Raw genomic sequence first — 24426 nt, forward strand, 5'->3', positions numbered from 1 at the left:
GGAGTTCTCCCCATCGACGCCCCGGGCATCGGTCACTAGTGTCGGGTCCGACGACGGACCGACCCGCACGGGTCGGGTTCATCCACTCACGAGGAGCAATGTCATGGCGAACGTCAACGTGTCCTACGACGAGCTGCGGTCCCAGGCCGGCCAGCTGCGCAACGGCCAGCAGCAGCTGACCGAGATCCTGCAGAACCTGCAGACCCAGGTGAACAACCTGGTCTCGTCCGGCTTCGTCACCGACCAGGCCTCGGGCGCGTTCCAGACCTCCTACGAGGAGTTCACCACGGGCACCACCCAGGCCATCGAGGGCCTCGAGGGCATGGCCTCGTTCCTCGAGCAGACCGCCCAGACGCTGTCCGACGTCGACGCCCAGCTCGCCCAGGGCATCCGCGGCTGACGCAGGCGACATCCGACCGACGGGGCGGCCCAGAGCGGGCCGCCCCGTCGGTCGTTCCGGCGAGGTGACGGCAGGGAGACATGACCGATCTGAGGCTCGACACGGCGCTGCTGGCGAACACCGGCACCGGCCTGGAGCTCGTGGCGGCGGAGTTCGACGCCGCGGACACCTATGCGGGGCGGGTGGCCGACGCCGTCGGCGACGACGAGCTGGCCGACGCGATCCGTTCGTTCGCGGGCGACTGGAAGGAACGGCGCGCGAAGATGCGCGACTCGGTGGCGAACGTCGCCGAGCTGGTGGGTGCTGTCGCGGAGCAGTTCCAGTGCGTCGACGCCGACCTCGCGAAGTCGCTGGAGGAGTCGTGAGCCGCTGGGAGCCGCTGGCGGCGGCGAACCCCGTCCCCGGGAACCCGCAGACCTCGACGGACGCCGCGACGTACTACACCGGTGTGGCCGACGCGATCGACGAGGCGTGGCAGGCGCTCGGCGTCATCGAGGACACCTGCGACTTCACCTCGGACGCGGTCGAGGCGCTGCGCGAGAAGACGGACGACGTGCGCAAGGAGCTCCAGAAGGCGAGCACCCGCTACGCCGCCGTGGCGACGGCGCTGACCACCTACGCCGTGGCGCACCACCAGGCGCAGGCCGACGCCGAGGCCCTCCTGACGCGGGCGAAGGCCGCGCAGGAGGCGGTCGACGACGCCGAACGGGCGGTCACGACGGCGCAGGAGCACTACGACGACGCCGTCACCACGGCCCGCACCACCGGTGAGCCCGTCGACTCGGCGGCGAGCTGGATGCTGCGGACCCAGGTCTCCACGCGGGACACCGCCCGGACGTCCCTGAGCCTCACCGTCGGCGAGCTCGACGGCATCGTGTCGACGTGGCGCGCCGCCGCGCGGGCGGCCGCCGGCGACATCCGCGAGGGCGTCAAGGCCAGCGACCTGAACGACGGCTGGTGGGAGAAGTGGGGGTCCGACCTCGCGAACTTCGTCTCGAAGTGGGCCGGCAAGATCGCCATGTGGGCCGGCATCGCCGCGCTCGTCCTCGGGTGGGTGCCGATCCTCGGGCAGATCCTGGCGGTCGTCGCGCTCGTGGCGACGGTCGTGGCGCTGGTCGCCGACATCGCGCTCGTCCTCCACGGCGAGGGGGACTGGGTCAACGTCCTGCTCGGCTTCGTGGCCATCGCGACGTTCGGGGTGGGCCGGGGCGCAGGCGCCGCCTTCAAGGCCACGGGTGCCCGCGGCGTCGCGCAGGGTGCGGCGCGGCAGACTCGCCTCACGCAGAACATCAGCCGCTTCGGCAGCCCTCAGACGCGCAACGTCGTCCGCAGCACCTGGAGCCGTGCGACCTCAGGGTTCCGCAGCGCGGACGTGCGCCGGTACAACCCGGTGACATGGTTCCAGCAGGGCGTGCGCTCGTTCTCGGGACTCCGGGGGCGCGCCTGGGTCATGAACTTCATGGGTCATTCCGACGCGGCACGGTCCTTCCAGGCGTTGAGCAACGCGAACGGCGTCCGACAGTTCGCGCAGGGGGCGACGGCGTACCCGGCCACCCTGCAGCGTCTGGGCTCGCTCAACCCGCTCGCCGTCGGCTCCCTGGGCACCGTCGTCGCCCCGTACGTCAGCGACGTCGTCGGCAATGGCACACTGCTCTACCGTGATCAGAAGACGTGGTGACCGATGACCGATGACCCGGCGCGTCCCGGCGCGGACGAGGTGTTCACGTTCCCGTCTCGCCCGGGCTGGATCTTCTGGCCGGCCGGGCTCAACCCCGCCGGATGGGGCGACGTCGCTGCCGAGGTGCCGGGGGGCGAGAACGACGACGCCGTCATCGCCGCGGTGCGGGCCGTCGACGAGCGGGCCACGGGCGCGGGCGATGCCTGGGGCGCGGGGATCTGGTTCGATCCGGCGAACGACCACCGTCCGACCGCGAGCCTTCTCGTGCGGACCTTCCGCGCGCGCGGGGACGTCACCAAGGCGTTCCGCCGTGCGGTCAAGGGCGCGCGGCGGGTGCCGCGGATCCCCGGCGTCGTGGTGGATGGCTACACGTCCGACTCGGTCGAGACCGGCAGCGGTCCGCTCCTCGTGCAGGTCGTGGACACCTCCGACGCGACGACCGGCCAGGTGCTCCACACCTGGCGGTTGAGTCTCTTCCCCCTGTCCCGCGACGAGGTCGTCGAGATCGAGTGCGACACCCCGTACTCGCACCTCGTCGACCAGGTCGAGGACGAGATCTCCGTGCTGGTGAACGGTTCGACCTACGCCCGGCTCGAGGTGTCGTGAACTTTCCCGCGGACCCGCCGTGGCCCTCCCAGACGGCATCCGGTCTCTTCCTGATCGTCGTGATCGTCTTCTTCGCCTGGTTCTGCCTGCGCGGGCCGGTCCACGTCCCGGCCGTCCGAGCCGTCGTGTCCGAAGCGGTCAGCGACTCCACGGAGCGACTCTTCCGCGCCGGGGTCGCCTGGGCGATGTTCGCCGCCGCCGGCGTGTGGCTGGCGGTCCAGAGGGCGACCGACGCGCTGCGCGACGTCGAGCAGGACGGGTTCGACGTCTGGTGGGCGGCAGGTCGTCCCGACGACTTCCCGGTCCCGCCGTCGGCGGGGATCGGCGCGGCGGGATGGCTCGGTCTCGCGGTCGCGTCGGCGGCCATCGTCTGGGGGATCTGGTACGTGCTCCACGGCTTCCGGCGGTACGGTTCCGGACGACGTGCGGTACGGGTCGGTGCACTCCGGTTGAGCCTCGTGTCCTTCGTGGTCCTCGTCTACGGTGGGCTCCTGTGGTGGGAGGTCGCACGGCAGCGGCAGGAGTGGGCGAGCTGGATCGAGGTGTTCCCGGGATGAGCGACGTCCGGGCGCTGCCCACCGACCCGCTCGGCACCGACCGCGTCGCCGCCCACCTGACCGAGGAACGCGAGCCCGGCGGCGACGACGCCGTGCCTGAGCCCAGCAGCGAGCGGGTCGATCTCACCGAGGCGGCCACCCACTGGGCGTTCGTGTACCCGAACGGCTGGTGGCCGGTCCCGCTGGACGACCCGGCGGCGATCGACGCCCGCGTGCGCGACGTCGTCGTGCAGCGCCTGGGCCGGCGCGACGACCGGGCCCGGGCCCGGCGCGAGGCGCGGGACAACCTCACGGCGGCGGCCCGCGGCGCGGCCGAGGCGGGCGCGGCCGCGATCACGGTGTTCGCCATGGACGTCGGGGACGTCGCGCTCACCGGCACGATGGCGGTGTTCCCCGTGGACGCCGCGACGGCCGGCTCGGACGAGCTGGTGGCCCGGCTCGCGGGGACGCTCGCGGGCGCGGACGTCGACCGTCAGGAGCTCGAGGACGGCTGGGTGCTGCGTGCGGTGCGGCAGACGGAGGTCGAGCGGACGGACGTCGACGGCGAACCGGCGCTGCCCGAGCTGCGGGCCGATTACTGGACGGCCCGGCGCGGGCTGGAGCCGGTGCTCAACGTGACCTTCACGACGCCGTTCGTCCCGCTGCGCGAGGCGATGCTCGGCCTGTTCGACGCCGTCGTGCTGTCCCTGCACCCCGTGGTCCGCACGCCCGCCTGAGGCAGGACGGGAACCGGCGACGTACCCTGCGCGTTGCACGGGTGTCGTCAACCAAGGAGATCAGCGGTGGGTCATCAGCACTTCAACGGCCTCAAGACGGTGCTGCTCTTCGGGGTGCTGTGGGCGGTGCTCCTGGGCCTGTGGGCGCTGTTCTTCCGCGGCAGCCAGGGGATGCTGTTCCTGTTCACCGCGCTGGGTCTGATCGGCACGTTCGTCGGGTACTGGAACTCCGACAAGATCGCGATCAAGGCGATGCACGCCTACCCCGTGACCGAGCTCGAGGCGCCGGAGATGTACCGCATCGTGCGCGAGCTCTCCACGGTGGCGCGCCAGCCCATGCCCCGCCTCTACATCTCGCCCACCCAGGCGCCCAACGCGTTCGCGACCGGTCGCAACCCGAAGAACGCGGCCGTGTGCTGCACCGAGGGCATCCTGCGGATCCTCGACGAGCGCGAGCTGCGCGGCGTGCTCGGCCACGAGCTCATGCACGTCTACAACCGCGACATCCTCACCTCGTCGGTCGCGTCGGCGCTCGCGGGCGTCATCACGTCGCTGGCGCAGTTCCTGCTGTTCTTCGGCGGGGGCGACCGCCGCGAGGGCGGCAACCCGCTCGCCGCGCTCGCGCTGGCGATCCTCGCGCCGTTCGCCGCGATGCTCATCCAGATGGCGATCTCCCGCACCCGTGAGTACGACGCCGACGAGGACGGCGCCAAGCTCACCGGCGACCCCCTCGCGCTGGCGTCCGCGCTGCGCAAGCTGGAGAGCGGCACGTCGGCGGCACCGCTGCCGCAGACGCAGCCCCTGGAGAACGTCTCGCACCTCATGATCGCCAACCCGTTCCGCGGCGGCGGCATGGCCAAGCTGTTCGCCACCCACCCGCCGATGAACGAGCGCATCGCCCGCCTCGAGAAGATGGCCGGCGGCACCGGGTTCGGCCCCGGCGGCATCACCCGCTACTGACGCACCGCCCCGCCGCGCCGCTAGGGTGGCGCGCGATGTCCTCGACTCCCGCACCGCCGACCGACCGCCCCCTCGACCACCCCGACGGTCCGGCGACCGACGCGCCGGACGCCCGTCCTCGCACCGGTCGTCTCGACCGGGCCCGGGCCGCCGCGGGCGGCGACGGGGCCGGGGACCGGTTCGCGCGCTGGGAGCGTGCCGTCGAGTGGCCGCTGCTCGTGGTCGCCCTGCTGTTCCTCGTCGCGTACGCCGTCCCCGTCGCGTTCCCCGACGTCCCCGCGGCCGTGCGGACCGCCTGCTCCGGCGTCCTCTGGCTGACCTGGGTGGCGTTCGTCGTCGACTACGGGGTGCGGCTCGTCCTCACGCCGCGGCGGTGGCACTTCGTGCGCACCCACCCGCTGGACCTCGCGGTCATCGCGCTGCCGCTGCTGCGACCCCTGCGGCTGCTGCTGCTCGTCAACGCGCTGCTGCGCATCAACCGGATGGGTTCCCGCCACCTGCGCGGCCAGGTCGTCGTGTTCGCCGCCGCCGGCACCGCGCTGCTCGTCCTCACCGGCGCCCTCGCCATCACCAACGCCGAGCGCGGCGTGCCGGGGTCGTCGATCGCGAACCTCGGTGACGGGTTCTGGTGGGCCATCGTCACGATGTCCACGGTGGGCTACGGGGACATGTTCCCGGTGACGGTCACCGGCCGGTTCGTGGCCGTCGGCCTCATGATCGGCGGCATCGCGCTCCTCGGTGTCGTCACGGCGACGCTCGCGTCCTGGCTGGTGGAGCGCGTGGACGCCACCACGGAGGAGGAGCACCAGGCCACCCGCGGCCAGGTGGACGCGCTGCACGCCGAGCTCGCCGCGCTGCGCGCCGAGCTGAGGGACCGGGCCGTCCTCGCGCCGTCCGGCCCGTCCGGGACGGACGACGCCACGGGCGCGCCGCCGCACGGCGACCGGGAGGCCGACGGGCGCCGCTGACCGCACCCGGTCACCCGCCCCGCCCGAGCGGGGCGCGCCGCCGCCGGTTCGTCCCGGTGCCGGCTCCCCGGGCGTGCGGCCGCCGGTTCTGGCAGGCTGACCAGCGATGTCGTCGGAACCGTTCCTCCAGCAGGCCCTCGCTCGTCGCGAGTCCGAGGTGGTCGGGCCGCGCCTGCGTCGCTGGGAGGCCGCCACGGAGCGGCCGCTCACGGCCGTGGGCGTGCTGTTCCTCGTGGCGTACGCCGTGCCGATCGCCGTCCCGGAGGTCGGGTCCGACGTCCGGGAGGCGTGCGCCTGGTTCCTCGCCGTGACGTGGGCGGTCTTCGCCGCGGACTACGTCGTGCGCGTCGTCCTGGCGCGGCGCCGCTGGGTCTACGTGCGACGGCACCCGCTCGCCCTCGCCGTCGTGCTGGTGCCGGCGCTGCGCCCCCTGCTGCTCGTGTCGGTGGTGAGCCGGCTCAACCAGGCGGGTCGACGACGGCTGCGCGGCAAGGTGGTGCGGTACGCCGCCGTCGGGACGGTGCTGCTCGTCGTCACCGCCGCGCTCGTCGTCACGCAGGCGGAGCGGGGCGAGCCCGGCTCGACGATCGAGACGCTCGGCGACGGCGTCTGGTGGGCGCTGGTGACGGTCACGACCGTCGGGTACGGGGACATGGCGCCCGTGACGACGCTGGGCCGCACCATGGCGGTGCTCCTCATGCTCGGCGGCATCGCCCTGCTGGGCGTCGTCACCGCCACGCTGTCGTCGTGGCTCGTCGAGCTGGTCGCCTACACCCCGCCGGACGAGGACGACCTGGAGACCTTCGCCGCGCAGCAGGCCCGGGCCGGCTCCGACGACGTCGACGCCGCCGACCTGCCGCCGCGCTTCGTCGACGCGGGGGTGGGCACGATGGTGACCCCGGAGCAGGCGGCGCTCCTCATGGCCGAGCTGAGGGCGCTGCGCGGCGAGATCGCCGAGCTGCGAGCCCGGCTCCCCGAGGGCCCCGCCTGACGCGGGCGCCCGACGGCGGCGTCACCGCCCGGCGAGCGCACGCTCCAGCACCGACGCGACACCGTCGTCGTCGTTGCCGTCCGTGACGAGGTCCGCGCACCCCAGGACGTCCGGGTGCGCGTTGGCCACCGCGATGCCGCGCCCCGCCCAGCGCAGCATGGGCAGGTCGTTCGGCATGTCGCCGAACGCCCAGACGTCCGCCGCCGCGATGCCGAGACGGGCGCACCAGCGCGCCAGCGCCCGGTCCTTCGTCACCCCGGCGGGCAGCAGCTCGGCCAGCCCGGCCGCACCCGAGAACGCCAGGTGCGCGCGGTCGCCGACGGCGGTGCGGACCGCCGCGAAGAACTCGTCCTGCGCCGCGTCGGTCCGGTGCCCGCGCTGGACGTCACCGACCCGCGTGGACAGGCCCCGGCCCGGCACGACCGCCAGCAGCTTGCCGACCGTCCCGGCCGGATGTGCGACGTCGTCCAGGGACTCCTCCACCGCCACGGCGCGCACGGCGGGCGGGAGACCGGTCTCGTCCGGCGGGAACCACGGGTCGAAGACCGGCCCGGAGACCCGCTCCAGGGCCAGCGCGACCCCGGGCACCGCCGCGCGCACGTCCGCGACCAGCGCCCGGAGCTCGTCGTCGGCGAACCCGTGCACCTCGATCGCGGCACCCTCGGCGAGGTCCCAGACGGCGGCCCCGCCGAGGCACACGACACGGCCGTGACCACCCACGCAGTCGGCCAGCGGGTCGAGCCACCGCGGCGGGCGGGCCGTCACCAGCACCACCTCGACGCCCGCGTCCTCGACGGCACGCAGCGCGGCCCGCGTCCGCTCCGACACGGTGCCGTCCGAGCGCAGGAGCGTGCCGTCGAGGTCGCTGGCGACGAGGCGGGGGAGGGTCACCGGTAGTTCGTGAACTGCAGCGCCACGTCGAGGTCGGCGGCCTTGAGCAGCGCGATGACGGTCTGCAGGTCGTCGCGGCTCTTGGAGGTCACGCGTACCTCGTCACCGGTGATCTGCGTCTTGACGGCCTTGGGACCCTCGTCACGGATGATCTTGGTGATCTTCTTCGCGTTCTCGCTCGACAGCCCCTCCTTGAGGGCGACCGGCAGGCGGTACTCCTTGCCGGACGGCTGCGGCTCCTTGTCGTCGGTGTCGAGGACCTTGAGGGAGACGCCGCGCTTGATGAGCTTGGTCTGGAAGACGTCGAGCACGGCGTTGACGCGCTCGGCGCTGTTGGCGACGAGCAGGACGCCCTCGCCGCTCCACGCGATCGAGGCGCCGACGCCGCGGAAGTCGTAGCGCTGCGCGATCTCCTTGGCCGCCTGGTTGAGGGCGTTGTCGACCTCCTGGCGGTCGACCTTGGAGACGATGTCGAACGACGAGTCGGCCACGGGATGCTCCTTGCGTCAGGGGTCAGGGTTCGGTGACCACGGTAGTCGGTCCCGCGGCGGCGAGGCGCGTCGCGCGGGCGGCCCGCGTGCCGTCGACGGTGAGGACGACCAGCGCCACCCAGACGAGCCCGAACCCGACCCAGCGGACGGGGGACATGTGCTCGCCGAACACGAGCAGCCCCACGAGGAACTGCAGGGTCGGGGTGAGGAACTGGAGCATCCCCACGACCGACAGCGGCAGGCGCCGGGCGGCCGCCCCGAACAGCAGCAGCGGCACGCCGGTGACGACGCCGGCCGCGGCGAGCAGCAGCGCGTGCCCGGCGCCCTCCTGCGCGAACGTCGAGGTGCCCTGGGCGACGAGCCACCCGAGGTACGCGACGGCGAACGGGGTCGCGACGGCCGTCTCGACCGCGAGGCTCGGCAGGGCGCCCACGGTGCGTCCCACGCGGTTCTTCGTCAGGGAGTACAGCCCGAACGAGAAGGCGAGCACCAGGGAGACCCACGGCAGCCCGCCGACGCCGGTGGACAGGACCACGACCGCCGCCGCGCCCGAGCCGAGGGCCACCCACTGGGCCGTCCGCAGGCGCTCCCGCAGTAGGACGACGCCGAGCAGCGTCGTCACCAGCGGGTTGATGTAGTAGCCGAGCGCGGCGTCCAGGACGTGCCCGGACAGCACCGCGTACACGTAGGTGGCCCAGTTGACGACGATGAGGACCGACGCGACCGCGAGCACGCCGAGCGTGCGCGGCCGGCGCAGCACGGCCGTCAGCTGCGGCAGCGTGCGGGTGGCGGCCAGCAGGACGAGGCAGAACAGCAGCGACCAGACGATGCGGTGGGCGATGATCTCCAGCGCCCCCGCCGGTTCCAGCAGCGGGAAGTAGAGGGGCATGGCGCCCCAGAGCAGGTAGGCGCTCAGACCGAGGGGGAGCCCCCAGCGGTCCGGGGCGGGAGGGGTCGTCACTCGCGCAGGATATGTCCGCGCGGGGACACCGACCCGGGTGCCGGCGAGAGGGCCGGGGGAGGGGGCCGGGGGCGCGCGAGCGGCACCGGACGGGGCGTGATCAGGGCCACGGCGGACCGATTTCCACCTGGGCGCCCGGTGCCGCTATGGTTGTCCACGCAAGGTCGTTCGCGGCCCTGCTAGGCAGGTTGCCCGAGCGGCCAAAGGGAGCTGACTGTAAATCAGCCGTCATCGACTTCGGGGGTTCGAATCCCTCACCTGCCACCGCACGGAACGGCTCGATCCGCGGTCGAGACGCTCCTTGCACCAGGAGAAGGTGTGACGCAGGACCGGATTTCTTCGGAAGCCCGGGAACGTGTAGAGTCTTCTCCGCTGCCCCGATAGCTCAGTCGGCAGAGCGTCTCCATGGTAAGGAGAAGGTCAAGGGTTCGATTCCCTTTCGGGGCTCTGTGATTCGACGCGGGGCCGTCCACCGGTACGACGGACGGACGGTCCCGCGTTTCGTCACGCGCGGCGGGGTAGCTCAGCTGGTCAGAGCGCACGACTCATAATCGTGAGGTCGCGGGTTCGAGCCCCGCCCTCGCTACCAAGCAAGACATTCGTCCGACGGCCGGCGTCGGACCGACATCATTCCTTGACGCACGTTGCGCCTTCCGGGGGCGCGAGAGGTGACACACCATGGCTGCCAAGAGCGCGGACGTCCGCCCGAAGATCACGCTCGCCTGCGTGGACTGCAAGGAGCGGAACTACATCACCAAGAAGAACCGCCGGAACAACCCGGACCGTCTCGAGCTGGCGAAGTTCTGCCCGCGCTGCGGCAAGCACACGTCGCACCGCGAGACCCGCTGACCTCCGGCACAGAGCACCCCGACGTCGTGGCGAACCCTGACTTCGCGGGCCGCGAGTACCCGGCCACCGCGCCGTACTCCGTCGGTCGCGAGAAGATCCGCGAGTTCGCCTCGGCCGTCGGAGCCGAGCACCCCGCGCACCACGACCTCGTGGCGGCGCGGGGTCTCGGCTATCCGGACCTCGTCGCGCCGCCGACCTTCGCCGTCGTCGTCGCGCAGCGCGCCGAGTCGCCCTACGTCTCGGACCCCGAGGCCGGCATCGACTTCTCCCGCGTGGTGCACGCCGACGAAGGCTTCACGCACCACCGGCCCATCGTCGCCGGTGACGAGCTCGTCACCGTGCTGCACGTCGACTCCGTCACCCAGCGCGCCGGCATCTCCATGGTGAGCACCCGCTGCGAGATCTTCGCGGCGGACGCCGACGCCGCCCCCGGGGAGCACGTCGCCACCGTGACGTCCAGCCTCGTCATCCGCGGCGAGGAGTCCTGATGAGCGACACCACCCGTCCCGCGCTGGCGGACCTCGCCGTCGGTGACGTCGTCGCGACCCGCACCGTCGAGCTCGAGCGCGCCACCCTCGTGCGCTACGCCGGCGCCAGCGGCGACTTCAACCCCATCCACTGGGACGAGTCCTTCGCCACCGAGGTCGGCCTGCCCGGCGTCATCGCGCACGGCATGTGCACCATGGGCACCGTCGTCGGCGTCGTCGTCGACTGGGTCGGCGACCCCGGCGCCGTCGTGCGCTACGGCACCCGCTTCACCAAGCCCGTGCCCGTCCCGGCGCGCGGCGCCGCGACCGTCGAGGTGAGCGCCGCCGTCGGCGCCCTCGACGCGGAGGCCGGCACGGCCCGCATCGACCTCACCGTCACCCACGACGGCGCGAAGGTCCTCGGACGCACCCAGGTCGTCGTCCGCCTCTCCTGACCCGCGCCGGTCACGACAGTCCCCGCGACTCAGCGCACCTCCCCGCGACTCAGCGCGGCTCCCCGCGACTCAGCGCGGCTCCCCGCGACTCAGCGCGGCTCCCCGCGACTCAGCGCGGCTCCCCGCGACTCAGCGCGGCTCCCCGCGACTCAGCGCAGTCTCCCGCGAGTCAGCGCAGTCTCCCGCGACTCAGCGCGGCTCCCCGCGACTCAGCGCAGTCTCCCGCGAGTCAGCGCAGTCTCCCGCGAGTCAGCGCGGCTTCCCGCGATCCGTGCGTCCGGGTCCTGGTCGCGGCCTCGTCGTGACCGTGCAGGTCACGGCTCCACCCCCCCGTGCTACGTTGTCGTGCGATCCCACGGGTGCCCTGGCAAGGGCTGAGATCGGACTGCTGCCGTCCGGACCGTCGAACCTGACCGGGTCATGCCGGCGTAGGAAGCAGGAGCACTCATGGAGCACGACGTCGTCCCCACCCGCACGCTCGCCCACGAGACGTGCGAGCACACCGGCATCAGGGTGCCGGTCACCGAGATCACCCTGGCGAACTCCCCGGACGGGACCCCCAACGCGCCGGTCCGGGTCTACCGCACCGACGGCCCCGGCGGGGACCCCGTCCGCGGCATCCCGGCCCTGCGCGAGGACTGGGTCGCCGCCCGCGGCGACACCGAGACGTACGAGGGGCGCACCCGCGACCTCGCCGACGACGGACGCGGCGCCCGCCGCCGCGGTGCCGCGTCCGCGGAGTGGCAGGGTGTCGCCCGCCCGCCCCGCCGCGCCACGGAGGGCCGCACCGTCACGCAGATGCACTACGCCCGACGCGGCGACATCACCCCCGAGATGCGGTTCGTCGCGCTGCGCGAGGGGGTCGACGTCGAGCTCGTGCGCAGCGAGGTGGCCGCCGGCCGCGCCATCATCCCCGTCAACGTCAACCACCCCGAGTCCGAGCCGATGATCATCGGCAAGGCGTTCACCGTGAAGGTCAACGCGAACATCGGGAACTCCGCGGTGCACTCCTCGATCGCCGAGGAGGTCGAGAAGCTCCAGTGGGCCACCCGGTGGGGCGCGGACACCGTCATGGACCTGTCCACCGGTGACGACATCCACACCACCCGCGAGTGGATCCTGCGCAACTCCCCTGTCCCCATCGGCACCGTGCCGATCTACCAGGCGCTCGAGAAGGTCGACGGCGACGCGTCCCGCCTCACCTGGGAGATCTACCGGGACACCGTCATCGAGCAGTGCGAGCAAGGCGTCGACTACATGACCGTCCACGCCGGCGTCCTGCTGCGGTACGTGCCCCTCACCGCGAACCGCGTCACCGGCATCGTGTCGCGCGGCGGCTCGATCATGGCCGGCTGGTGCCTCGCCCACCACCAGGAGAACTTCCTCTACACCCACTTCGACGAGCTCTGCGGGATCTTCGCCCGCTACGACGTCGCGTTCTCCCTCGGCGACGGCCTGCGCCCCGGCTCCATCGCCGACGCCAACGACGCCGCCCAGTTCGCCGAGCTCGACACCCTCGCCGAGCTGACGAAGCGCGCCTGGCGCCACGACGTCCAGGTCATGGTCGAAGGCCCCGGCCACGTCCCCTTCCACCTCGTGCGCGAGAACGTGGAACGTCAGCAGGAGCTCTGCGACGGCGCCCCGTTCTACACGCTCGGGCCGCTGGTCACGGACATCGCGCCCGCCTACGACCACATCACGTCCGCCATCGGCGCCACCGAGATCGCCCGCTACGGCACCGCGATGCTCTGCTACGTCACCCCCAAGGAGCACCTCGGGCTGCCGAACCGCGACGACGTCCGCACCGGCGTCGTCACCTACAAGATCGCCGCGCACGCCGCCGACCTCGCCAAGGGGCACCCCGGCGCGCAGGCCCGCGACGACGCGCTGAGCAAGGCCCGCTTCGAGTTCCGGTGGCGCGACCAGTTCAACCTGTCCCTCGACCCGGAGCTCGCCGAGGAGTACCACGACGAGACCCTTCCCGCCGAGGCCGCGAAGACCGCGCACTTCTGCTCCATGTGCGGGCCGAAGTTCTGCTCCATGCGCATCTCGCAGGACATCCGCGACGAGTTCGGTGACGCCGGGGCGCAGCGCGCCGTGGTCGACGTCGCGCAGGAGGGCATGGCCGCGAAGTCGGCGGAGTTCCGGGCCTCCGGCGGTGAGGTGTACCTCCCGACGCCGACCGTCCCGGTCCGGTAGCCCGCGAGTCGGCGCACGTTCCCGCGAGTCAGCGCGGACTCCCGCGAGTCAGCGCGGACTCCCGCGAGTCAGCGCACGTCTTCGCGAGTCAGCGCACGTCTTCGCGAGTCAGCGCGGCCTCTTGCGGGTGGTGTGCCGGGTCGTGCGGCTCGGTTCCGGTCGGCGGAGGACGTCGCGCGTCGTCGCGTTCACGGGCGCAGGGCGCCCTCCACTTCGGGGTGGACGACGACGCGCGACGTCCTCCGCCGACCTTTACCGTCGCGTGGGTGGTCGTGCCTGCCCGGCACCCGCCCGAGGACCGGGTGCGGCCGGGTCGCGGTATCCGGTGCAGTTCGCGTCTCCCGCTGGGTGGCCGAGACATGCGCTGACTCGCACGAACTTGCGCTGAGTCACCGGAACCTGCGCTGAGTCACCGGAACCTGCGCTGAGTCACCGGAACCTGCGCTGAGTCACCGGAACCTGCGCTGAGTCACCGGAACCTGCGCTGAGTCACCGGAACCTGCGCTGAGTCGCTGGGCCCGCGCTCGGTCGTTCCGGGCGCGAGTGGTCAGGGTCACAGGGGTGGGCGTCTCGGATGGCGGTCCGGGAATGGACAGTGCGCCAAAGGTCGGCCTAAGTTAGGCGAGCCTAGCCTCAACATTCCCTGCACGGAGGTTCATCCGGCGTGTCCACGATCCCGCCCGACGCGACCCTGACCAGCACCGGAACGCTCCTGCGCGGTGCCACGGCCGGGACGTACGCCCGCGTCGTCCACGACGTCGTCGACGACGTCGCCGCCCGCTTCGCCGCCGTCTCCCAGCCGTGGAGCGGCGCGAGCCGCGACGAGCTCGCCGCGCTGGTCGACGCGGTCGACCTCGACGGGCCGGGCGTCGGCACGTCCGCGGCGCTGCGCGAGACGGCCGACCTGTACGCGACGCACGCCGTGTGGTTCCACGACCCGGGGTACGCGGCGCACCTGAACTGCCCGGTCGACATCGCGGCGGTCGGGGCGGAGGCGATGCTCGCGGCGATCAACACGAGCGTGGACACGTACGACCAGTCGACGGTCGCGACGCTCATGGAGCGCCGGCTGGTGGCGTGGACGGCGGACCGGATCGGGTTCGCGGGCGGCGACGGCGTGTTCACGTCGGGTGGCACCCAGTCGAACCTGCACGCGCTGCTGGCGGCGCGGGAGCGGGCGCTGACGGGTCCCGACGGGAGCCGGCTGGGCGGGCTGGCGCGTACGGGCCTGCAGGCGCGCCTGCGGATCCTCGCCACGGACGTCAGCCACTTCTCGGTGGCGAAGTCCGCGATGCTGCTGGGCCTGGCGGACGACGCCGTGGTGCCGGTGGCGACGGACGCCGACGGGCGGCTGGAGCCGGCGGAGCTCGCGGACGCGCTGGCCCGCACGGCGGCGGCGGGCGACGTCGCCATGGCGGTGGTCGCCACGGCGGGGACGACGGACCGCGGCACGGTCGACCCGTTGCCGCAGGTCGCGGACCTGTGCGACGCCCACGACGTGTGGTTCCACGTGGACGCCGCCTACGGGGGCGGGCTGCTGGTCTCGCCGACGCGCCGGCACCTCCTGGCGGGGATCGAGCGGGCCCGCTCGGTGACGGTGGACTTCCACAAGACGTTCTTCCAGCCGGTGTCCGCCAGCGCGGTGATCGTCCGCGAGGCGGCGGACCTGGCGCGCACGGCGTGGCACGCGGACTACCTGAACCCGGCCACCGACCCGGACAACCAGGTCGACCGGTCGTTGCAGACGACGCGCCGGTTCGACGCCCTCAAGCTGTGGGCGACGCTGCGCGCCATCGGGCCGGACGGCATCGGTGCGATGGTGGACGCGGTGTGCGACCTCGCGGCGGCGGTCCACGCGGACCTCGCGGACGACCCGGAGCTGCGCCTGGTCGCGCCGACGGACCTGTCGACGGTGATCTTCCGCTACCAGCCGGACGGGGTGACGGACGCGCAGGCGGACGCCCTCGTCGCGCAGGTGCGGCGCGTGCTGTTCGACTCGGGGCGCGCGAGCGTCGCCAAGACGGTGATCGACGGCCGCCCCTGCCTCAAGCTCACCCTGCTGGACCCGGGCCGCACCCTGGACGAGGTGCGGCACGTCCTGACGCTCGTGCGGGACGCCGCCCACGGCCTCCTCGCGGGCGAGGCCCTCATCGGCGCGGCGCAGCCGCCCTGCCGCGACGTCCACCCGCACCTGGACCGCACCACCCTGGAGGAGACCCGATGAGCGAGCGCACCTACGACGTCGTCGGCATCGGTATCGGGCCGTTCAACCTGGGCCTGGCGGCGCTCGCGGACCCGTTGGACGACGTGGACGCGGTGTTCCTGGACCAGGCGGACGGGTTCCGCTGGCACCCGGGGATGATGATCGACGGCTCGACGATCCAGGTGCCGTTCCTCGCGGACCTGGTGACGATGGCGGACCCGACGTCGCCGTTCTCGTTCCTGGCGTTCCTCAAGGACTGCGGGCGGCTGTACCCGTTCTACATCCGGGAGTCGTTCTACCCGTTGCGCGCGGAGTACGACGAGTACTGCCGGTGGGTGGCGGCGCGCCTGGAGTCCCTGCGCTGGGGGCGGCGCGTGGTCGCGGTGGAGCACGACGCGGCGTCGGACGACTACGTGGTGGTCGCGGAGGTGGCGGGCCCGGACGGGACGGTCACGGAGCGGTACCGCGCGCGGCACGTCGTGCTGGGCGTGGGGACGACGCCGCGGCTGCCGGCGCCGCTGGCGGACCTGGTGGCCGACGCGGCCGGGTCGGACGGCGGTCCGGTGGTGCACACGGCGGACTACCTGCCGCACCGGGACGCCCTGAAGGCGTCGGGCGCGGTGACGGTCGTCGGGTCGGGGCAGTCGGCCGCTGAGGTGTACCGCGACCTGCTGGAGGACGCCGGCGAGTACCGGCTGGACTGGGTGACGCGGTCGTCGCGGTTCTTCCCGATGGAGTACACGAAGCTGACGCTGGAGATGACGTCGCCGGAGTACACGGACCACTACCACGCGCTGGACCCGGAGCTGCGGGACCTGCTGGGCCGGGAGCAGCGCTCCCTGTACAAGGGGATCAGCGGGGACCTGATCGACGACATCTACGACACGCTGTACCGCCGCACGGCGCTGGGTGCGCAGGTGCCCACCACGCTGCTCAGCGACACGGAGGTGGTGGCGGCCCGCACGGAGCGGGCCGAGGACGGCGGGTGCGAGTACGTGCTGACGCTGCGGCACGCGCAGCTCGGCACGGTGGCGGAGCACCGCACGCGCGCGGTGGTCGCGGCGACGGGGTACGGGGCGGGCGTCCCGGCGTTCCTCGACCCGGTGCGGGACCGGCTGCGGCTGGACGACCGGGGGCGGTTCGACGTGACGCGCGACTACGTGGTGTCGGACGACGGGCGGGTGCTGACCCTGAACGGGGAGGAGCACTCGCACGGGGTGACGGCGCCGGACCTCGGGTTCGGGCCGTGGCGGAACTCGGTGGTGCTGGCCCGGGTGACGGGTCGGGAGCCGTACCGGGTGGAGCGCCGGATCGCGTTCCAGCAGTTCGGCCTGCCGGGCGGGGTCCCGGCGGGCGAGGGCGTGCGGGTGCACGCCGGGACGGAGGTGGCCCGATGACGGCGACGGCGCCGGCGCCCGCGGCGGTGTTCTCCCGCTCGACGCGGGTGGGGACGACGTCGGTGGTCCGCGCGGTCCCGGCCGAGGACGCGGCGCGCCTGCAGGCGTGGCTGGCGCACCCGGCGTCGGCGGCGTGGCACATGGGTGAGCTGGGGGTGGACGCGGTGCGGGAGCACCTGGCGACCCTCGTGGCCGACCCGGCGCAGGACGCGTGGTTCGTGCTGCTCGACGGCGAGCCGGTGGCGTACACGGAGACGTACGACCCGGCGCGCGTCCTGCTGCCGGGCCTGCACGACGCCGAGCCGGGCGACGTGGGCATGCACCTGCTGGTGGCGCCCCCGGGTGCGGGTGAGCGGCGGCATGGTCTGACGGACGCCGTGATGGCGACCGTGGTGGCGTTCTGCCTGGCGTCGGCGGCCGCGGGTGGCCGGGACGGGGCGCGCGTCGTCGTGGAGCCGGACGTCGCGAACGCGGCCATCGGCGCGAAGAACGCGGCGGCTGGCTTCCGGGTGCTGCGCGAGATCGAGGTGACCGACGGCGGGCACACGAAGACGGCGGCGCTGAGCGTGTGCACGCGCGCCGACTTCGCGGCCTCCCCGCTGGGGGAGGGCGTCGACCTGGCGCCGCACCTGCGCCGCGACCTGGCGGAGCACGCGCACCGGCACCTGGTCGCGAAGGCGGTGGCGGAGCTGGCGCACGAGCGGCTCTTCGCGCCGACGGCGACCGGGCCGGGACGGTGGCGTCTCGACCTCGACGGCGTCTCGTACGCGTTCGCGGCCCGCACGTTCGCCCTCGAGCACTGGGTGGTGGACCCGGCGTCGGTCGTCCGCACCGCCGCCGACGGCGCCGTGCTGCCGGTGGACGTCCTGGAGCTGGTGGCCGAGCTGCAGCCGCTCCTCGGGGTCCCGGACGACCTCCTGGCCGTCTACCTGGAGGAGCTGTCGGCGACCCTCGCGGCGGCGACCGCGAAGCGGGACCGGGAGCTCGCGGGCGTGACGCCGGACGTCGCCCGCCTGGTCGCCGGCCTCACCGCCGCGCCCGTCGACGCCACGGCCGGTGCCGCCGAGGAGGCCCGCCGCACGGCCGCGACGTTCGCGACGGTCGAGGCCGCGATGAGCGAGGGCCACCCGGGGTTCCTCGCGAACAACGGCCGGATCGGCTTCTCCCTGGACGACTACCGTGCCTACGCCCCGGAGCGGGGCGGGCGACTGCGCCTGCACTGGGTCGCGGCCCGCCGCGAGCACACCCACCTCGCGCTGTGCGCCGACCAGACCGAGACCGGCCTGTACGGCGCCGAGCTGAGCGGCGCCGAGCGCTCGGCGTTCGCCGACCGCCTGACCGCCCGCGGCCACGACCCGGCCGACTTCCTCTACCTGCCGGTGCACCCGTGGCAGGCGCAGCACCGCCTGCCGGTCACGTTCGCGGCGGACGTCGCCCGCGGCGACCTCGTGCCGCTGGGCCCCGGCGCCGACGAGTACACCCCGCAGCAGTCGATCCGCACCATGGTGAACCGCACACGCCCCGCGCGGCACTACGTCAAGACGGCGCTCGCGATCCAGAACATGGGGTTCCTGCGCGGGCTGTCCCCGGCGTACATGCGGGTCACGCCCGCGATCAACGACTGGGTCGCCGACCTCGTCGCCGGGGACGCCACGCTCCGGGGCGCCGGGTTCGGCGTGCTGCGCGAGGTCGCGGCCGTCGGGTACACCGGCGACGTCTACCACCGCACGCCCCGCCCCAACCAGCACCGCAAGATGCTCGCCGCGCTGTGGCGGGAGTCCGCCCTGCCCCGGGTCGGGCCGGGCGAACGGCTCGCCACCATGGCGAGCCTCCTGCACCGCGACGCCTCCGGCACGGCCCTGGCCACCGCCCTCGTGCGGGCCTCGGGTCTTGCCCCCGAGGCGTGGCTGCGCGCCTACCTCGACGCCTACCTCTACCCGCTCGTGCACGCGCTGCGCGCCCACGACCTCGCGTTCATGCCCCACGGGGAGAACCTCGTCCTCGTGCTGCGCGACGGCGTCGTGCAGCGGGCACTGATGAAGGACGTCGGCGAGGAGGTGGCCGTGCTGTCCACCGCCCGCAGCCTGCCCGAAGGCATCACGCGCATCGCGACCGACGTGGACGACGACGAGAAGGCGCTCGCGATCTTCACCGACGTCTTCGACGGCGTCCTGCGCCACCTCGCGGGCATCCTCGCCGTCGACGGCGTGCTGGGCGAGGACCGGTTCTGGGCCGTCGTGGCGGACGTCATCGACCGGCACCACGCCGAGCACCCCGACCTCACCTCGGGCGTCGACCTGCGCGCCGACCGGTTCGCGCACTCCTGCCTCAACCGGCTCCAGCTGCGCAACACCCTGCAGATGGTGGACCTCGCCGACCAGTCGTCGTCCCTCATCTACGCGGGCACGATGGCGAACCCGGTGGCGCGCGCGTGAGTCGCCCCTTCGAGGTCTTCCGCGACGTCCGCGGCGTGCCCCACGTGCGCGCCGCGGACGAGCTCGACCTCGCGTACGGCCAGGGCTACGTCACGGCGCGGGACCGCGGCTGGCAGCTCGAGACCGACCGGTGGCGGGCCGAGGGGCGGCTCGCCGCCCGGTTCGGCCCCGGCGGCCTGGAGTGGGACCGGTTCGCGGTGCGCGTGCGCCTGGCCGACACCGCCCGCCGGGTCCACGCCGCGCTCGCGCCGCCGGAGCGGGCCTGGCTGGCCGCATACACGGCGGGCGTCAACGCGGGTCTGGCCGACGGCGGCCGCGGCGTCCCCGAGCTCGACCTCCTGGCCCGGGCCCCGGGCCGGCTGCCCGACCACACCCCGTGGCCGGACTGGGCACCGCTCGGCGTGTTCTGCGTCAACCACGTCCTGTTCAGCGGGTGGCCCGGCCTGCTGTGGCGCGAGCACGTCGCCCGCACGCTCGGCCCCGGGCACCCGCTGCTCGGCGTGCCCGACGGCGCCTCGTCCGGGTCGAACGCGTGGGCGCTCGCGGGCTCGCGCACCGCGTCGGGCGCACCCCTGCTGGCGGGGGACCCGCACCGGATCCTGGAGCTGCCGGGCGTCTACCAGCAGGTGCGCCTGGCGTGCGACGAGTACGACGTCGTCGGCCTCGCGTTCCCCGGCGTGCCGGGCGTGCTGCACTTCGGCCACGCCGAGTCCACCGTCCCGTCCGGGACCGCGTCCGAGGACGGCGGTGACGTCGCGTCGCCGACGTCGGTCGCGTGGGGCATCACCAACGCGATGGCGCACCACGTCGAGGTGTTCACCGAGTCGGCCGCCACCCTGGAGGGTGCTGAGCACGGCGTCGAGGTCGTCCCGGTCCGGGGCGCCGAGCCCGTGGAGGTGGCCTGGACCGAGACGGCGCGCGGACCGCTCGTCACCGACCGGCACGCGCTGCGCTGGCCCGTGCGCGTCGACGCCGACCTCGGGGTCGCGTCGTGGCGTCGGCTGCAGCGCTCCCGCACCGCGCACGACGTCGCCGCCGCGTTCACCGGCTGGGTCGACCCCGTGAACCGGGTCCTGGCCGCCGACTCCGACGGCACCGTGCTCAGCCTCACCGCGGGCCGCGTGCCGGACCGGGACCGGTCGGAGCGCGTGCTGCCCCACGTCGTCGGGCCGGGCTGGGCACCGCCCGTCCGGCGGTCCGCGCCCACGGCGGTCACGGTCGACGACCTCGCCGTGGACGCCAACGACGCCCCGCACGAGCCTGCCCGGGTCCCCGACCTCGGCCACTCGTACGCGCCGCACCGCGGGCCCCGCATCCGGGCGATCCTCGCCGACGCGCCCGCGGGTGGCGAGACGCCCGCCACCCAGCACCGCGTGCACGGCGACGTCCAGGACGCCGGCGCCGCCGCGCTGGTCGGGCTCCTCGACCGCGTCACGGGTGACGACCTCGGCCCGGCCGCCGCCCGCCTGCGCGCGTGGGCGGCCGACGGTGCCCGCATGGAGGCCGGGTCGCGCGACGCCGGGCTGTTCGCCTGCTGGCGCGACGCCCTCGTGCGGCGCGTCGCCGCGCACCGGGCCCTCGCGCCGCTGCACGCCCCGCACGGGCTGCCGGTGGTGCTCGCACCCTGGCTGGACGTCACCACGAACGTCGGCCTGCACCTGCCCGCGGTGCTCGCGCACGGCGGGACGCCGGAGCACCCGCTCGACCCCGCCGCCGAGGCGGTGGCCGCGCTCGCCGAGGTGGCGGGCGCCGCCTCGACGTGGGGCGAGCTGCACCCCGTGGTGCCGTGGCACGCCCTCGTCGACGCCACCGGCGTCGCGCGCGAGCAGATCGCGGGCGTCCCGCCGGCGCTGCGGGCGGGGGTCGGCGGGACCGCCGACACCGTGTGCTGCACGGGCGGCGTCCCGGGGGTGTCCACCGTGTCGTGGCGCGGCAGCGTCGCCCGCTGGGTGTGGGACCTGGGCGACCGTCGCCGCAGCCGGTGGGGCGTGCCGTTCGGCGCGAGCGGCGACCCCCGCTCGCCGCACCACGCGGACCAGCACCCGCGGTGGGCGGCCGCCGGCACCGACGACATCGAGACCGACTGGGCGCGGCTGCGCCCCGAGACCTGGGAGGCGTCATGACGGACCGGTTGTACGAGGGGGAGCCCGGCGCCGAGGTGTGGCGGTCCGACGTCGCGCCGGGCTTCACCGTGCACGTCCTGGACCCTGCGGCGGACCTCGACGTCCTGCACGCGTGGGTGACGCGTCCCCACGCCGGGTTCTGGGGCCTCGACGCGCTGTCCCGCGACGAGCTGCGCGAGACGTACGAGTTCGTCGCGTCGCTGCCCACCCATGCCGCCTACCTCGTGCGGGCCGCGGGCGAGCCGGTCGTGCTCGTGCAGCTCTACCACCCCGAGGACGACCCGCTGGCGGCCGCCTACGACGTGCGCCCCGGCGACCTCGGCGTGCACTTCTTCCGCGGCGAGGGGTCGGTGCCGTGGCAGGTCCTCGGTCCGGCGATGCTCGACTTCGCGTTCTCGCGGCCCGCGGTCGACCGTCTGGTGGCGGAGCCCGACGTGCGCAACCGGGCGGCCGTCGCGCGCACCGCCGCGAGCGGCTTCGAGCTCGCGGGGGAGATCTCCTTCGACTCCGCCTCCGGTCGCAAGGACGCCGTGCTGGCGTTCTGCACCCGGGAGCGGGCCGAGCAGCTCGTGCGCCGCGCGGGCGCCGCCGCGGTGGGCTGAGGGCGGAGCCCGTCGGGCGGTCGCGGAGGTCCCGCCGCGCTCAGAGCGCCGGGACGGGGCCCGTCGTCGTCCCGGGGACGAACCCGACGGGAAGCGTGACGGTGGTGGGCTCCTCGCCCGCGAGCAGGTCGATGACGGCGCGGCCGAGTGCGGCGCCCTTGTCCCGCAGCGGCTGGTGGACGCTGGTGAGCACGTCGGGGGAGAGCCACGGCAGGTCGAGCCCGTCGAAACCGGCGATGGAGACGTCCTCGGGGACGCGCAGACCGAGCTCGCGCGCGGCGATGACGGCACCGGCGGCCAGCAGGTCGGAGTGCGCCACGATCGCGGTGGGGCGTTCCGACGCGGGCACCCAGGCGCCGAGGATCTCGGTCGCGGCGTCGCGGCCGTGCTCGACGAGCGAGGCGGGGCACTCCCAGGTCAGGACGGGCTCGACGACGTCGCGGACCCCGGCGAGGCGGTGCGCGGTCGAGGTGCGGTCGGCCTGGGCGAGGCGGGCGGCGTCGACGGGGCCGCTGCGCTCGTGCTGGTCGAACGGCAGGGCGATCTCGGCGATGCGGGTGTGCCCGAGCTCGAGCAGGTGCCGCACGGCCTCCGCGGTGCCGGCGCGGTCCTCGAGCGCGACGAGGGGGGCGTCCTCGACGGCGTGGCCCTCGCCGATCACGACGGGCACGTCGCGCCGCTGCAGCGCGGCGAGGGTGGGGTCGTCGCGCAGCGCGCCCCACACGAGCACGGCGACGTCCATGCCGGCGGTCTCGAGCAGCGGGTCGACGGTGTCCTCGCCGCGCACGCCACGGATGAGGAGCACGCCGAGACCGTCGGTGCCGAGCACGTCGACGAGGCCGTCGAGCACCTGGACGGCGACGGGGTCGCGGAACGCGCGGCCGGGCTGGTCGCCGATGACGACGCCGACGATCCCGGAGCGTCCGCGCCGCAGCTGGCGGCCGAGCGGGTTGGGGCCGGTGTACCCGAGGTCGGACGCGGCGGCGAGCACCTTGTCGCGCGTCTCGGGGGTGATGGGTCCGGAGCCGGAGAACGCGAGCGAGGCCGTGGAGACGGACACGCCGGCGCGTTCGGCGACCTTCGCGAGGGTCGGGCGGGTGCCCGGGGTGCGGCCCAACGCGGCTCCTTCCTGCCGAGGTGGCGACAGCCTACCGGCGGACCGTGATCGAAACGATTTGACCGGCCGTCGGCGATCCGGGATCGTCGTCCCGTGACCAGTCCCGTGACCTCCGCCGACGCCCGTCGGCTCCGCGCCGCCACCTGGGCGGTGTTCGGCGTCTTCACCGCGGCCGGCTTCGGCATGGCCACCTGGGCCTCCCGCATCCCCGCGGTGCGCGACGGCCTCGGGTTCTCCGAGGGGCAGATGGGCCTGCTGCTGCTCACCGCGTCCATCGGCTCGATCTGTGCGCTCCCGCTGTCCGGGATGATCACCTCCCGGCTCGGCGCGGCCCGCACCGTGCTGTTCTTCGCCCTGCTCTCCTCCGTCGGATTCGCCGTCGCCTGCTTCGGCGTGGAGACCGGGGACGCCGGCTGGGTACGCCTCGGCCTCTTCGGTGTCGGCATCGGCGTCGGCGTCTGGGACGCCGCCATGAACCTCGAGGGCGCCGTCGTCGAGCAGCACCTCGGTCACGCGATCATGCCGCGCTTCCACGCCGCGTTCTCCCTCGGCACCGTCGCCGGCGCGGGGGTCGGGGCGCTCGCCGCCTGGGCCCACGTCCCGCTCACCCCCCACCTCATGACCGTGCAGGTCGTCGACGCCGTCGCCGTCCTGCTCTGCGTCCGCGCGTTCCTCCCCGCCCGCGCCGCCGGACCCGAGACCTCGGTCGCCGGCGCGCAGGACGCCGCCGCCGACCCCGCCACCGCCGTGGAGCCGTCCCACGGCCACTCCGTCAAGGACACCCTGGCGACCTGGCGGGAGCCCCGCACCCTGCTCATCGGGCTCGTCGTCATGGCGGCCGCGCTCACCGAGGGCGCCGCCAACGACTGGGTCGGGCTCGCCACCGTCGACGGGTTCGAGACCGGCGACGGCATCGGCGCGCTCGCCCTGGCGGTGTTCCTCGTCGCGATGACCCTCACCCGCCTGGCCGGCACGGCACTCATCGACCGCTACGGCCGCGTCGCCGTGCTGCGCGGCAGCGGCGTCGCGGCGATCGTCGGCGTCGGTGTCTTCGCGCTCGTCCCGAGCCTGCCCCTCGCCCTCGTCGGCGTGGCGCTGTGGGGCGCCGGCGCGGGCATGGGCTTCCCCATGGGCATGTCGGCCGCGTCCGACGACCCGCAGCGCGCGGCCCTGCGCGTCGCGGTGGTCTCCACCATCGGCTACTCGGCGTTCTTCGTCGGCCCGGCGCTCATCGGGTTCCTCGCCGAGCTCACCGGCTACCGCCTCGCGCTGCTGGTGCTGGCGCTGCCCGTCGCCGTCGGCCTCCTCGTCGCCGGGGCCGCGCGCCCGCTGCCCCGCCCGCAGGCCGTCTGAGCCCCCC

At 74.1% G+C, this 24426-nt stretch carries 23 protein-coding genes, 3 tRNA genes and 1 riboswitch; of the genes, 22 read left to right on the forward strand and 4 right to left on the reverse strand.

What is annotated here, in order from left to right:
- Nucleotides 1-103: 103 nt before the first annotated feature.
- The 9 genes from ATJ88_RS03965 (at nt 104) to ATJ88_RS04005 (ending at nt 6876) form a co-directional block, all read left to right on the forward strand.
- A complete protein-coding gene (locus ATJ88_RS03965) occupies nt 104-400 on the forward strand; it encodes a WXG100 family type VII secretion target (RefSeq protein ID WP_098462710.1) in 297 nt (98 codons plus the stop codon).
- Nucleotides 401-480: 80 nt separating this feature from the next.
- On the forward strand, nt 481-765 hold the full coding sequence (locus ATJ88_RS03970) for a hypothetical protein (protein WP_098462711.1): 285 nt from the start codon (nt 481-483) through the stop codon (nt 763-765).
- The gene (locus ATJ88_RS03975) at nt 762-2078 is read left to right on the forward strand and encodes a hypothetical protein (protein ID WP_098462712.1); all 1317 of its coding nucleotides are present in this window, start codon (nt 762-764) and stop codon (nt 2076-2078) included. The genes ATJ88_RS03970 and ATJ88_RS03975 overlap by 4 nt, the downstream gene beginning before the upstream one ends.
- Nucleotides 2079-2081: 3 nt before the next feature.
- A complete protein-coding gene (locus ATJ88_RS03980) occupies nt 2082-2684 on the forward strand; it encodes a hypothetical protein (RefSeq protein ID WP_098462713.1) in 603 nt (200 codons plus the stop codon).
- Between the two features lie 59 nt (nt 2685-2743).
- Nucleotides 2744-3241, forward strand: coding sequence for a hypothetical protein (locus ATJ88_RS03985; protein WP_141538609.1), 498 nt, complete (start codon nt 2744-2746; stop codon nt 3239-3241).
- Nucleotides 3238-3957, forward strand: a complete 720-nt coding sequence (locus tag ATJ88_RS03990; RefSeq protein WP_098462715.1) for a hypothetical protein — start codon at nt 3238-3240, stop codon at nt 3955-3957. The genes ATJ88_RS03985 and ATJ88_RS03990 overlap by 4 nt, the downstream gene beginning before the upstream one ends.
- 66 nt (nt 3958-4023) lie before the next feature.
- Entirely contained in the window at nt 4024-4917 is an 894-nt protein-coding gene (gene htpX, locus ATJ88_RS03995; RefSeq protein WP_098462716.1) for a zinc metalloprotease HtpX, read from the forward strand.
- 35 nt (nt 4918-4952) lie between these two features.
- Nucleotides 4953-5885 (forward strand): potassium channel family protein, encoded by a 933-nt coding sequence (locus tag ATJ88_RS04000; RefSeq protein WP_098462717.1) that lies wholly within the window; start codon nt 4953-4955, stop codon nt 5883-5885.
- Nucleotides 5886-5991: 106 nt separating this feature from the next.
- Entirely contained in the window at nt 5992-6876 is an 885-nt protein-coding gene (locus ATJ88_RS04005) for a potassium channel family protein (protein ID WP_098462718.1), read from the forward strand.
- Between the two features lie 21 nt (nt 6877-6897).
- On the opposite strand, the gene ATJ88_RS04010 is transcribed toward ATJ88_RS04005, so the two are convergent.
- From ATJ88_RS04010 to rarD, 3 genes are read right to left on the reverse strand one after another with little or no spacing between them, the layout of a single operon-like run.
- Nucleotides 6898-7767: an HAD family hydrolase gene (locus ATJ88_RS04010; protein ID WP_098462719.1), complete on the reverse strand. Its 870-nt coding sequence runs from the start codon at nt 7765-7767 to the stop codon at nt 6898-6900.
- Nucleotides 7764-8258, reverse strand: coding sequence for a YajQ family cyclic di-GMP-binding protein (locus tag ATJ88_RS04015; protein WP_098462720.1), 495 nt, complete (start codon nt 8256-8258; stop codon nt 7764-7766). The genes ATJ88_RS04010 and ATJ88_RS04015 overlap by 4 nt, the downstream gene beginning before the upstream one ends.
- A gap of 22 nt (nt 8259-8280) precedes the next feature.
- Complete coding sequence (rarD, locus tag ATJ88_RS04020; protein ID WP_098462721.1) at nt 8281-9219, reverse strand: EamA family transporter RarD; 939 nt, start codon at nt 9217-9219, stop codon at nt 8281-8283.
- A gap of 182 nt (nt 9220-9401) precedes the next feature.
- Here rarD and ATJ88_RS04025 point away from each other — a divergent pair.
- From ATJ88_RS04025 to ATJ88_RS04080, 12 genes are all read left to right on the forward strand, one after another.
- Nucleotides 9402-9483 (forward strand) — tRNA-Tyr (locus ATJ88_RS04025).
- A 110-nt stretch (nt 9484-9593) separates the two neighbouring features.
- A tRNA-Thr gene (locus tag ATJ88_RS04030) sits at nt 9594-9666 on the forward strand.
- Between the two features lie 65 nt (nt 9667-9731).
- A tRNA-Met gene (locus ATJ88_RS04035) sits at nt 9732-9808 on the forward strand.
- A gap of 89 nt (nt 9809-9897) precedes the next feature.
- Nucleotides 9898-10068, forward strand: coding sequence for a 50S ribosomal protein L33 (rpmG, locus tag ATJ88_RS04040; protein WP_098462722.1), 171 nt, complete (start codon nt 9898-9900; stop codon nt 10066-10068).
- Between the two features lie 26 nt (nt 10069-10094).
- The gene (locus ATJ88_RS04045) at nt 10095-10556 is read left to right on the forward strand and encodes an FAS1-like dehydratase domain-containing protein (protein ID WP_098462723.1); all 462 of its coding nucleotides are present in this window, start codon (nt 10095-10097) and stop codon (nt 10554-10556) included.
- Nucleotides 10556-10990, forward strand: a complete 435-nt coding sequence (locus tag ATJ88_RS04050) for a MaoC/PaaZ C-terminal domain-containing protein (protein WP_098462724.1) — start codon at nt 10556-10558, stop codon at nt 10988-10990. Before ATJ88_RS04045 ends, ATJ88_RS04050 begins: the two co-directional genes overlap by 1 nt.
- 347 nt (nt 10991-11337) lie before the next feature.
- Nucleotides 11338-11442, forward strand: a riboswitch (TPP riboswitch).
- Nucleotides 11438-13189, forward strand: coding sequence for a phosphomethylpyrimidine synthase ThiC (thiC, locus tag ATJ88_RS04055; protein WP_098462725.1), 1752 nt, complete (start codon nt 11438-11440; stop codon nt 13187-13189). Its footprint overlaps the riboswitch before it by 5 nt.
- A 664-nt stretch (nt 13190-13853) precedes the next feature.
- Nucleotides 13854-15413, forward strand: coding sequence for a pyridoxal phosphate-dependent decarboxylase family protein (locus ATJ88_RS04060; protein ID WP_281255228.1), 1560 nt, complete (start codon nt 13854-13856; stop codon nt 15411-15413).
- Entirely contained in the window at nt 15410-16789 is a 1380-nt protein-coding gene (locus tag ATJ88_RS04065) for a lysine N(6)-hydroxylase/L-ornithine N(5)-oxygenase family protein (protein WP_098462726.1), read from the forward strand. Before ATJ88_RS04060 ends, ATJ88_RS04065 begins: the two co-directional genes overlap by 4 nt.
- Nucleotides 16786-19224, forward strand: coding sequence for a GNAT family N-acetyltransferase (locus ATJ88_RS04070; RefSeq protein ID WP_098462727.1), 2439 nt, complete (start codon nt 16786-16788; stop codon nt 19222-19224). Before ATJ88_RS04065 ends, ATJ88_RS04070 begins: the two co-directional genes overlap by 4 nt.
- Nucleotides 19221-21347 (forward strand): penicillin acylase family protein, encoded by a 2127-nt coding sequence (locus tag ATJ88_RS04075; protein WP_098462728.1) that lies wholly within the window; start codon nt 19221-19223, stop codon nt 21345-21347. Before ATJ88_RS04070 ends, ATJ88_RS04075 begins: the two co-directional genes overlap by 4 nt.
- Entirely contained in the window at nt 21344-21949 is a 606-nt protein-coding gene (locus ATJ88_RS04080) for a GNAT family N-acetyltransferase (protein ID WP_098462729.1), read from the forward strand. The genes ATJ88_RS04075 and ATJ88_RS04080 overlap by 4 nt, the downstream gene beginning before the upstream one ends.
- 40 nt (nt 21950-21989) lie before the next feature.
- Here the strand turns inward: ATJ88_RS04080 and ATJ88_RS04085 are convergent, their stop codons facing one another.
- Nucleotides 21990-23066, reverse strand: coding sequence for a LacI family DNA-binding transcriptional regulator (locus tag ATJ88_RS04085; protein ID WP_098462730.1), 1077 nt, complete (start codon nt 23064-23066; stop codon nt 21990-21992).
- A 93-nt stretch (nt 23067-23159) separates the two neighbouring features.
- Here ATJ88_RS04085 and ATJ88_RS04090 point away from each other — a divergent pair, with 93 nt between their 5' ends.
- Nucleotides 23160-24419, forward strand: a complete 1260-nt coding sequence (locus tag ATJ88_RS04090) for an MFS transporter (protein ID WP_245852111.1) — start codon at nt 23160-23162, stop codon at nt 24417-24419.
- Nucleotides 24420-24426: the final 7 nt, after the last annotated feature.

It is taken from the genome of Isoptericola jiangsuensis (assembly GCF_002563715.1).
GTDB classification, from domain to species: Bacteria; Actinomycetota; Actinomycetes; order Actinomycetales; family Cellulomonadaceae; genus Isoptericola; species Isoptericola jiangsuensis.

Bases quoted from the DNA above. Each gene is read 5' to 3' on its own strand.
- ATJ88_RS03965 (WP_098462710.1), top strand. From the start codon at position 104: ATGGCGAACGTCAACGTGTCCTACGACGAGCTGCGGTCCCAGGCCGGC.
- ATJ88_RS03970 (WP_098462711.1), top strand. From the start codon at position 481: ATGACCGATCTGAGGCTCGACACGGCGCTGCTGGCGAACACCGGCACC.
- ATJ88_RS03980 (WP_098462713.1), top strand. From the start codon at position 2,082: ATGACCGATGACCCGGCGCGTCCCGGCGCGGACGAGGTGTTCACGTTC.
- ATJ88_RS03990 (WP_098462715.1), top strand. From the start codon at position 3,238: ATGAGCGACGTCCGGGCGCTGCCCACCGACCCGCTCGGCACCGACCGC.
- ATJ88_RS04000 (WP_098462717.1), top strand. From the start codon at position 4,953: ATGTCCTCGACTCCCGCACCGCCGACCGACCGCCCCCTCGACCACCCC.
- ATJ88_RS04005 (WP_098462718.1), top strand. From the start codon at position 5,992: ATGTCGTCGGAACCGTTCCTCCAGCAGGCCCTCGCTCGTCGCGAGTCC.
- rpmG (WP_098462722.1), top strand. From the start codon at position 9,898: ATGGCTGCCAAGAGCGCGGACGTCCGCCCGAAGATCACGCTCGCCTGC.
- ATJ88_RS04050 (WP_098462724.1), top strand. From the start codon at position 10,556: ATGAGCGACACCACCCGTCCCGCGCTGGCGGACCTCGCCGTCGGTGAC.
- thiC (WP_098462725.1), top strand. From the start codon at position 11,438: ATGGAGCACGACGTCGTCCCCACCCGCACGCTCGCCCACGAGACGTGC.
- ATJ88_RS04065 (WP_098462726.1), top strand. From the start codon at position 15,410: ATGAGCGAGCGCACCTACGACGTCGTCGGCATCGGTATCGGGCCGTTC.
- ATJ88_RS04070 (WP_098462727.1), top strand. From the start codon at position 16,786: ATGACGGCGACGGCGCCGGCGCCCGCGGCGGTGTTCTCCCGCTCGACG.
- ATJ88_RS04080 (WP_098462729.1), top strand. From the start codon at position 21,344: ATGACGGACCGGTTGTACGAGGGGGAGCCCGGCGCCGAGGTGTGGCGG.